The organism is Sulfuricurvum sp., assembly GCF_049305995.1.
GTDB lineage: Bacteria > Campylobacterota > Campylobacteria > Campylobacterales > Sulfurimonadaceae > Sulfuricurvum.
Genome location: NZ_JBAQPS010000235.1, coordinates 1 through 8,779 on the forward strand (window position 1 = coordinate 1; position 8,779 = coordinate 8,779).

An 8,779-nucleotide genomic window follows, 5' to 3' on the forward strand; every position below is an offset into this window, starting at 1 on the left:
AGAAAAGAGAGTGTTAGTGAGATAGTTACAAAAAAAGAGGAGAGCGATATTTTTTTGGAAAATATTGACAGTTCAAACAAAATGAATATTTTGGTCGTGTTGACCGGTATTTCTATTGTTTTGCAAATTGTTTCAATTCTAAAATAAATGGCAAACTACATGAAAAATAAACTCAAAGTCATTGGACATTTTAATGGGGACAAACACAAAGGGGGCAAACTTCCCAACCTCAAACTTGGCGAAGTGCGGTATTACCCTCAGGACAATCCAAACATTATGAGAAATACGGTTAGAGAAATTTCATCCCGAACTCTCGTCCGTATTTTTCGGGATCTTTTTCCAGAGCACATTGTCGATATTGACGAACAGGATAATCGTGTTAATAATATCCGATGCGAGTGCGAGGATGATGTAGTAAGTTATATTATCAACAAGGCATACATTTGTATAAAGGAGGCTACACAGGAATGCGATGGAACGATTGCGTATCTTCATGATGGCTATGTGCTCATTTATAAAGAACGTGTTTGTTTTGTGGATTTATAAATTAGATGAGATTAGTGTGGGGTTTTAAATTAGTTGGCAAATAATATACTCGGTGCTATTAACGAAAAAAGCCCCAACGGATAAATCCGCCAGGGCAATTCGGGCCATAGGCTCCGGGAGCCGCACTTTTACAAGCCGCTCAACAAATAACGACATCATTGTAACGAATGATTCATTATCTTGTCAAGTCTAAAATTGTTTTTTCCAAAGCTTTCTTTATTTTTTCTCTAACTGTAGTTGAAACATGGTGATTTATTATTTTTACAATTCGACGGTGACTTATTTGGCGAATACATTCTGTTCTAATGATTGTTGGATTTTGCAAAAAATTCATGCCATATTGATTTTTTTCAATTACTACGTCGCCGTCATAACTATGCTTATATGGGTCTAAACTCGTCATAGGAACAACAACAGCGCTGTGGTTCATTTCGTTATTGTTAACAATTATTGCCATGTGCATATAATCAAATTCCGAACCAAGTAAAAATTCATATTTTGGATCAAACGAAAGATTTGGATATTCTGAATGTTCGTCTCTTCTTTTATTTCCGAAATGTACTAATACAACTTTCCATCGCCCAATTTCTTCGGAACGTACGCCCACTATTATCCCTTAGGTTTTTTTGCTAGTTAATATAGAAATTATATCTAAAAAATAAGATAAGAAATTGCACGGTGCAATTTCTTGTTGATTGGAAAGCTTGTGTGGGTTTTGATCGAGATATACAACCACTTTAACAAGTAATTGTAATCTCACGGGTGTTCGCTGAAGTTGTCTTTGTTTTACACAACAAAGGTCTTTGTTCTAACAAAACAAAGGTAGATCGAAGATATAGCCAAGGTAAGGTTAAAACATATTTTCCGATATGGATTAGCCGTAGTCGGATAATGAGCCTTGTCTATTTTCAAATCTAATTATATGCTTCTCACTATTAAATTTATCTTTAAATGAGGAACACGTTGATGTTTAGTATTTTAATGTTGCAATAAAAAAGAGGACAATAGGTACAGCTGAAAAGATTTTTGCTTGCCAAGCCCAAAGCGTATTATTTGTTGCCAACATGTATTTGTTGGCGGCTCTCCAAGTTCCAATGAACATCCACACGAATATGATTCCTTTAACCGCAGACAACGCAATACTTAGTCTTTCATCGTAAAGGCTAAGAAGCTGAATAGCCAACAACAGACAAATCGTGTTACACCAGAATGAATATTTTAATTGCTCATTCCCATACCAATGGGAGCGAATTTTGTTTAGTGAAGCAGAAGCAATAGCAAGCATGTGTTTTCCCCTTTATTTACTATAATTTTGTTTTTTGGATTCATTTTGATGATTCAATTGTTGTCTGGCCATCATTTCTGATTGTCGTTGTTTTGCTGCATAAAATTCAAAGGGTAGATGCTTTCCACCATTGTTTTTAATTCGTTCGACCGCCTCTTTTAACCGTTTACCTTTTGAATTCATTTTTGATATCCTTGCTCTTTTCTTTTAGGATCGAATATAGATTCACCGCCGTCTCTCATGGCCATTTCTTTCTTTTTACTTGCACCATGTTGGTGGTTTTGTTTTTGGTCTACTATAGAATTTATTTCGGCCATCATATCTTTCTCAACACTATTTTCTACAATTGCCTCTTTTTGAACTCTTGGTTGTTCGAGGGTTGTGGAAACCGGCATTATTGAACCCGCTTCTTTTTCTGTAATTGCCTTGGCGTAAACAAGTTTTTGAACCGTTGCTTGCTTAAGTTCTATAGAATGTTTGGATTGAGAGAAATTAGTCGCTGCTGTTTGTCTTATGTTTTCGGATTTATCTTTAATAGACATATGTGCCAACAGTTCTACGGGAGCATGTTTGTGTGATGCAACAATCTCTCTTATTTTTTCGTCCGAATGACCGGCTAATTGTCTGAAATACAACTCGTGTTTTGAAGATAGGTTTTTTGAAAGATTTTGGACAAGAACTTGATTTTGAGAAAACGTTTCTTCCTTGATCACTGACATCTGCACTTCGATAGGGCAATGCTTGTTTTCAGCAATAAGCTGTCTTATTTGTGGATCGGCATCTTTGGACAAATGTTCGTAGAGAAAGTCCGGAGAATTTTTATCGAGTGTGCACGCGATATCGTGTCGATTGCGCTTTGACTCATCACAAAACTCGATAACCTTTTTCTTTCTTTCTTCCGGGGTCTCAATGCGATCTAAAACAACTGCTTGTTCCGGTTTCGTTTGGATAGGCAACGTTTCATCATAGCCTCTTTGTTGAAATTGATCTTTCCGGTAATTCGAAAATTTTTCTTTGAGTTGCTTGAGAAAGTGCATTCTCAGTGCAGTGGTTGCATCGTTCTTTTTCTCAGCAACCGATGTGTTTTTTTTGACATTTTGGGATTTTGATTTTTCGATCGATTCACGAACATGTGACTTGTTTCTGCGAGATAGTTCGTCAATCTTTAGTAATACTCTACCCATTTTGGCGGTAGTATTACCAACAACTTTTACTAATAGTTTTTCGAAGAGTGTTTTTGGCTTCCAAACCCCTTGTCGTTGTTTGCTTTGGTTCGATCTCCCGCCGTTGACTCTGTTTATTTTTCTGCTGTTTTGGAGTGCATAAAGTTGTTTCTCCATGGACATGAGTTTTGCCTGGTAGAGCTGATCATTTTCAAAAATTCTTTTTTTTAGCTGATCATTTTCAGCCGTTATTCTTTCAAAATAATCACGCTCCCCCGTTTCGTGTGTTGTTTCTGCCGTTACGGTGTCACTCATCGTTTTCTTCTCCCTGGTGGTATTTTAGATAAAGTTGGGTTATTGTTTTTTTGAACAATTCAAACTCATTTGAAAAATCTTCGGTTTCATCGATCAAAAACGTTTGCGCGTAATCAATCAAGCCTAATGGGTCCTCGTATGCGAGGATCATCGTGATTATTTTGGTTAAGATGGCGCTTTCTTCATAAAAAGACCCATTCTCTTTGACCCAGTGTAAAATTCTCCCAACTTCATTGGCGATTTTTGTTTCGGACAGATGGTTTTTCTGTGTTTCTTTGGGCAGAGTTTTAACTATCTCCAATAGCTCACCCTCTTCCTCTTTAGAAAGGTTCAGAAATGACATATTCGACTTAAATTCGCCAAGGATCCCATCGGCTTCTTTAGATACAGTTGTGAGATAAATCATGTTCGCTCGCGCCTGCAGCTTTTGCATCTCTTTGAGTAGATTTTGGTATTGCTCATCGTTCATGTGACTACAACACTTTCCATAGAATTAAACCGGCGATTAACGCTTCAACAGGGTTTGTTTTTGCGTAGTGACCAGCCATAATTATCCCAGACTCGATAATTAACCGTAACTCGTGTAGCATACTGATGAAAGGAATAGCGTTTGCGTCCATTTTGAACTCCAATTAATAAATATATTCAATTATACTCATAATGTTAATTAAATGTCAATACTTTTTATTAACTTTGTTAAATGTTTAGGATATTTGAAATGATTTTGCGGGATGAAAGGCATTAACAACAATTTTATTGTCAAAAACTCTAACAAGATATTTGTTGTCAAATCTCAATCACTTTGAGCCCAAATTCCTTGGGGATTTCCCCCTTGTTCGGGTATCCGATCGAATTGCAGTGGATATCGATGGTTTTGCCATCCTGCCGTTCATAGGTACGGCTGAAGTTTCGGTGAGTGTGTCCGAATACCCAGTGCTTCATCGAACCATTATCAAGATACTCTTTCCCATCAAAGCAGTAAAAGGCACGGTAGTCTTGCAAAGCTTCGTGGTTGATTGAGTAATTTGGATCTCTGGCCGCCTGATCGGAATCAAAGCCGTACATCTCTACAAACTGTTTCCACTCAGACAAAGGCGATACGTGGCTCATCATGATGTCACACTCACGATAGACGGCATCGAGACGGTGTTTCTGTTCATGGAAGAGCCAATCGAAGGCTCTGTCTTGTGGGTGAATCATGCTGCCATCATTCATGATCTTTTCATATTCAGTTTGAATCACCTCGCGACTTTTATTGGCAAGGAGTGACCCATCGTACCATCCGGTAGCACCGCCGATTTTGATTCCACCAATATCGAGGATGTTTCCATCGACATAATCGATCCCTTCTGTATCCTCGATCATCTTTTTCATATCCGCAACCCGCTCTTCGCTGGGGTGTTTCGGATTACGATATTTGAACTTATCCCGTACCGAATGGGTGATGAGATAGTAGTCATGATTGCCGAACGTTACAACAATGCGATCGAAGTATTGTCTCATGTATTGGAGACATTGGAGATTCTGAGCATTGTAGTGGCCAATATCTCCGGGGAGCAATAGGACATCTGCCTCGGCACTCTCAAGCAGTTTGCTCCATTGCAGGTGAAAGTGTTTTTCTTTGAAATTGGTGAGAAGCCAAAAATCAAAGTGGGTATCGCCCAGAATGGCGAATTTCATCGTTTTCCTTTATTTTTGTAAAATGCTTTACATTGCATGCTTATTAATTTCTAATTAAGTTATATTCTTAAAGCTATCTGTTTGTTTGATAATCAAGAGTTCTTTCTGTGGTCGCACCATCACTAAAATATGCCCTTTAGCAGCTTCTTTGCATCGGTTGAGATTGATTGCCGGTAGTGGATCTCCATTTTTAACCATGCCAGTAAGATGAACAGCAATCGCTTTCTTTGACATACTGATTGCTTTTTCAAGATTTTGTTCGGAAGAGATACACCCAGGAACATCTGGGAAGAATATACTGTATCCACCAGCCTCAGTTTCTTCTAGCACTGCTGGATAGTATTGCATCCATTTGTGCTTTATGTCTCGTGTGGCTTTTCGCTTTTCTCGTTTTTCGGCACGAATTGGATCATCGATTTTGAGGGGAGGGAATATTTCATCGTTGATTTCAGTTTCCAGATTGATCCCGCGAATAGTAATTAGCGTTACGGTATTCCTGTCTTTTTTGAATACAGCAGCCTTCCCTTTTTTTTGAAAGTAATATTTGCCATCTTCTAAAGATGAGAAGTTATAAAAAATATCGAGTCTACTCATGATCTCCTTTAGCTCTTCATCTGAACGGATGGGGTAATGCGGCCGCCGCTGTTTTGCATGGTTGGTGATGACATAGTTATTCATTATGATTTCTTTGATTTAAAATTTCTCCCAGCTTTACAGGTCTATACCCAATTGCCTCAACACTCGCATTAATACAAAACTTCTCACTGAGCTGCATCGAATGCACATGACCGTGGATATTGATATGGCATTGTTCCCGATCAAATACCTTCGAGAGATATCGCCATCGTACATCATCATATCCGTCACTCACAATAGGATAGTGGCTGAAGAGGATTCGGATTCCATCGACTTCAGCGATATAATAAGCCGGTTCACCTTTGCATGGAAAATCGATTACCCCTGAGAACCCATTATCAAGATAGGTTTGAGGGGCTTTGTCGTGATTGCCCCGGAGGAGGTACTTTTTGCCGTTGAGTTTTTGTGCCCATGTGTGGATTGATTCACTCTTGAATGCAAAGTCCCCAAGATGCAAAACGGTATCGATCGGTAATACTGTTTCATTCCAGAGTTCGATCATACGCTGATCGGGATGATCACCGAGAGCAGTTTTTCGTTCCGGTTCGTATTCCATGACATTTACATGAGCGAAATGGGTATCAGCAATGATGAAAGTGTCTTTAGTAATGGTCATTGCGATACCTCAATCGTCAATATTTTCATCGCCTTTATGCCCTCTGACGGATAACCCAATGTATTGGCGATAAGTTTGAACGTGCCAATCTGGTATTCTCTATTGTAGTGGCTATGGCCAAAGATCCAGTGGCTTCCTCTGAACTTCTTAATTAAACCTATTCCGTCGAAACTGTAAAATCCACAGGTAGGGTGATCTTTCCAATCTGGGTTTTGATGTGCTTTATCGATCGATGGATTGATATGTGTGATCATAATATCACATTGATCAATGACAGCCTCAATTTTTGGCAATTCTTCTTTGAAAAGATCGTTAAAACGTCTCATTGGCTTAATATCATTATCGGGCATACATGTCGTCCACAACTCCTGCATATCATCATACTCACGATAACGAAACATTGGGTGTTTTCCAAGACTAATGCCGTGCCGTATTGGATAAAGACCGTCATACCATCCCATAGCTCCACCAAATGTAATCCCATCAATAGTAACTGTCGTTCCATCGAGCAGATGAATACCTGCATTTGCATAAAGTGCTTTCGCTTCTTCCCACTTGGCGGTGTAGTTATCCCATCCTTTTTGTACAGTTATTTCCAAATTCTCGTCATACAAATAGACAATCCGATTATAAAGACCATAGAGATCGTGATTGCCTAATACGCAAATAATTTCTCTATAAAACAGTCGTTTAAGTGCAGAGAGAAAATTGATATTTTGTTCAGTAATCTCTCCCATATCGCCGGCGACTATTAGAATTTCACCTTTTGGTTTTAGATGCTTCCATAATCGTTTAACAAGCTTATCTGACGGATTGAGGTATTTAAGATTGGCATTAATATGAAGATCACTTAAAATATCAATTACCATTTGTTGTTCCTTGCTTGCAGAGGCATATCTTTTCCGTGAACTTCCGATTTTTCATACGCTTGCATAATATTGGTCACAATATTTCCTTCATTGTCCGTGAGCATATTGTCAAGCAGGTAGTCTCTTGCTTCCTGCAACGTCATCGGATATGGTAAAACGGCAACATTTATCGCTCCGTCTATCATTGCAAAACCGGAAGCGATTTGGCACCAATAGGCATCATGTTTCGTGTTATTACGCTCATCTTGTGAATCGATTAATTCCTGATTGGCTCTGGTGAATGCAAACTCGTCGAACTCTCCGGCAACGATCTCAAACACGTAGGTTGAGTTAAGAGTGTAAAGTGTCAAACAGCTTCCATCCAGCTCATATCCACGTAATGCACTGGTGTGAAATGTTTCATCTCTAAGATCGCCAGTCCAACGTGCCATGGTTGTCACCTTCAGTTTTCCAATCAAATTGCTGTAGTGGGCAAGACCATGGTTGGTCGTCGAAACCAAATAGGCGATGAGTTTACCTTGTTTGGTTTTGTTGGGTCGAGCCATCCTATCCAATTCCTTTGAATGGTAAAATCGAATGATTCTGTCAAACGAGCGTTCTAAAGCAGCATCGATCCGTTCTTTCATGGAACCGACAGTTTCGTTTGGCTGAACATCACTCTGGATGTTCTTCACTATCTCGTATGGGAGGGTAGAATGGCCCTGTTCTATCAGCCCATCGTCCTGGAATGCTTTTGTGCCGTTGTAATATGCAACTACCAATTGGGGAAGTTTGTTTTTCACTGAGTTCTGAAAATAGTAGAATTCATCGGCATTATTGACAACGGTTTCGTCGTCCTCCTCCAAGCCTCCACTCCATAAAAGGAAATTGTCTAACCCGCCATATTCACGAACGACATCCCGCATAATTGAATCTTTTCCTCCTCTTTCTACGCGGCGGACAAGATTAAGTGCGGCGATCTCTTTGCTGTCAACATGGACGACGAATATTTGAACGTAATATCCTGCCTTCTTGATAGCCTGAACCAGTTCACGCCCTTTGAAGCCGCTGATATTTGCTTCCAGGGTGAAGCTTGTGTGCTCTTCCACCGCACTCGGCAGCTTTTTGAGTGAAACTTTTTTTGATTTTAAAATCCCGTTTTGGTACAAGGTTGCCAGAAAAGTTGTTTTTCCTGACAATGGTAACCCTGAAACAATCGTTGCAATCGGTTTGTTCATTATTGATCCTTTTTCTTCCGCTGACCATCGAGTTGAAACTCAATTCTCTTCCCACAGGCATTTTTTATCTCCCCCGGATATCCAAGCTGATTACAGATCAAATGTACTCCATGCCAGTCGAACTCATTAGGCGTATGCGTATGGCCGTAGACCCATATCTTCGCTGAAGTGTTTTTAACGAACGTTTCCCCATCGAATGTAAAAAATGCCGTGGAATCATCGGTTCGATAATGCCTCTCAGGAATGTGCTCAGGTTTTATTGATGGACTTACGTGCGTGATCATCACATCGCACTGCTGATAGACAGCTTTAATTTTCGGTTTCTGGGTGTCCACCTACATTTAGGTTTTTTGTCACATGCGTTTTAAAGTTAGCTTAAATTCATTCTACAAGCCTCTACAAATCGTTTTTCCATTTCAGAAGCAGTCTGCTATACCGATAAGGCTTTAATC

General features: G+C 39.5%; 11 protein-coding genes. 1 reads left to right on the plus strand and 10 read right to left on the minus strand.

Annotated elements, in window-relative coordinates; genetic code table 11:
- Positions 1-159: 159 nt before the first annotated feature.
- Complete coding sequence (locus WA010_RS08170) at positions 160-546, plus strand: hypothetical protein (RefSeq protein WP_422556635.1); 387 nt, start codon at positions 160-162, stop codon at positions 544-546.
- Between the two features lie 175 nt (positions 547-721).
- On the opposite strand, the gene WA010_RS08175 is transcribed toward WA010_RS08170, so the two are convergent.
- The 10 genes from WA010_RS08175 to WA010_RS08220 form a co-directional block, all read right to left on the minus strand.
- Complete coding sequence (locus WA010_RS08175) at positions 722-1,153, minus strand: type II toxin-antitoxin system PemK/MazF family toxin (RefSeq protein ID WP_422556636.1); 432 nt, start codon at positions 1,151-1,153, stop codon at positions 722-724.
- Positions 1,154-1,516: 363 nt separating this feature from the next.
- Entirely contained in the window at positions 1,517-1,831 is a 315-nt protein-coding gene (locus WA010_RS08180) for a hypothetical protein (RefSeq protein ID WP_422556637.1), read from the minus strand.
- Between the two features lie 12 nt (positions 1,832-1,843).
- The gene (locus tag WA010_RS08185; protein WP_422556638.1) at positions 1,844-2,014 is read right to left on the minus strand and encodes a hypothetical protein; all 171 of its coding nucleotides are present in this window, start codon (positions 2,012-2,014) and stop codon (positions 1,844-1,846) included.
- Positions 2,011-3,309: a hypothetical protein gene (locus WA010_RS08190; protein ID WP_422556639.1), complete on the minus strand. Its 1,299-nt coding sequence runs from the start codon at positions 3,307-3,309 to the stop codon at positions 2,011-2,013. Before WA010_RS08190 ends, WA010_RS08185 begins: the two co-directional genes overlap by 4 nt.
- Positions 3,302-3,778 carry a hypothetical protein gene (locus WA010_RS08195; RefSeq protein ID WP_422556640.1) on the minus strand — a complete coding sequence of 159 codons (477 nt, stop codon included), beginning with the start codon at positions 3,776-3,778 and terminating at the stop codon, positions 3,302-3,304. The genes WA010_RS08190 and WA010_RS08195 overlap by 8 nt, the downstream gene beginning before the upstream one ends.
- Positions 3,779-4,095: 317 nt before the next feature.
- Positions 4,096-4,989 carry a metallophosphoesterase family protein gene (locus WA010_RS08200; protein WP_422556641.1) on the minus strand — a complete coding sequence of 298 codons (894 nt, stop codon included), beginning with the start codon at positions 4,987-4,989 and terminating at the stop codon, positions 4,096-4,098.
- A gap of 54 nt (positions 4,990-5,043) precedes the next feature.
- Positions 5,044-5,667 carry a type II toxin-antitoxin system HicB family antitoxin gene (locus WA010_RS08205; RefSeq protein ID WP_422556642.1) on the minus strand — a complete coding sequence of 208 codons (624 nt, stop codon included), beginning with the start codon at positions 5,665-5,667 and terminating at the stop codon, positions 5,044-5,046.
- Positions 5,660-6,241 carry a metallophosphoesterase family protein gene (locus WA010_RS08210; RefSeq protein ID WP_422556643.1) on the minus strand — a complete coding sequence of 194 codons (582 nt, stop codon included), beginning with the start codon at positions 6,239-6,241 and terminating at the stop codon, positions 5,660-5,662. The genes WA010_RS08205 and WA010_RS08210 overlap by 8 nt, the downstream gene beginning before the upstream one ends.
- Complete coding sequence (locus WA010_RS08215) at positions 6,238-7,110, minus strand: metallophosphoesterase (protein WP_422556644.1); 873 nt, start codon at positions 7,108-7,110, stop codon at positions 6,238-6,240. Before WA010_RS08215 ends, WA010_RS08210 begins: the two co-directional genes overlap by 4 nt.
- Entirely contained in the window at positions 7,104-8,258 is a 1,155-nt protein-coding gene (locus WA010_RS08220) for a hypothetical protein (protein ID WP_422556645.1), read from the minus strand. Before WA010_RS08220 ends, WA010_RS08215 begins: the two co-directional genes overlap by 7 nt.
- Between the last annotated feature and the right edge of the window lie 521 nt (positions 8,259-8,779).

Excerpts from the sequence above, each read along its gene's own strand:
- WA010_RS08215 (WP_422556644.1), bottom strand. The coding sequence starts at position 7,110 with ATGGTAATTGATATTTTAAGTGATCTTCATATTAATGCCAATCTTAAA.
- WA010_RS08185 (WP_422556638.1), bottom strand. The coding sequence starts at position 2,014 with ATGAATTCAAAAGGTAAACGGTTAAAAGAGGCGGTCGAACGAATTAAA.
- WA010_RS08170 (WP_422556635.1), top strand. The coding sequence starts at position 160 with ATGAAAAATAAACTCAAAGTCATTGGACATTTTAATGGGGACAAACAC.
- WA010_RS08205 (WP_422556642.1), bottom strand. The coding sequence starts at position 5,667 with ATGAATAACTATGTCATCACCAACCATGCAAAACAGCGGCGGCCGCAT.
- WA010_RS08200 (WP_422556641.1), bottom strand. The coding sequence starts at position 4,989 with ATGAAATTCGCCATTCTGGGCGATACCCACTTTGATTTTTGGCTTCTC.
- WA010_RS08180 (WP_422556637.1), bottom strand. The coding sequence starts at position 1,831 with ATGCTTGCTATTGCTTCTGCTTCACTAAACAAAATTCGCTCCCATTGG.
- WA010_RS08210 (WP_422556643.1), bottom strand. The coding sequence starts at position 6,241 with ATGACCATTACTAAAGACACTTTCATCATTGCTGATACCCATTTCGCT.
- WA010_RS08190 (WP_422556639.1), bottom strand. The coding sequence starts at position 3,309 with ATGAGTGACACCGTAACGGCAGAAACAACACACGAAACGGGGGAGCGT.
- WA010_RS08195 (WP_422556640.1), bottom strand. The coding sequence starts at position 3,778 with ATGAACGATGAGCAATACCAAAATCTACTCAAAGAGATGCAAAAGCTG.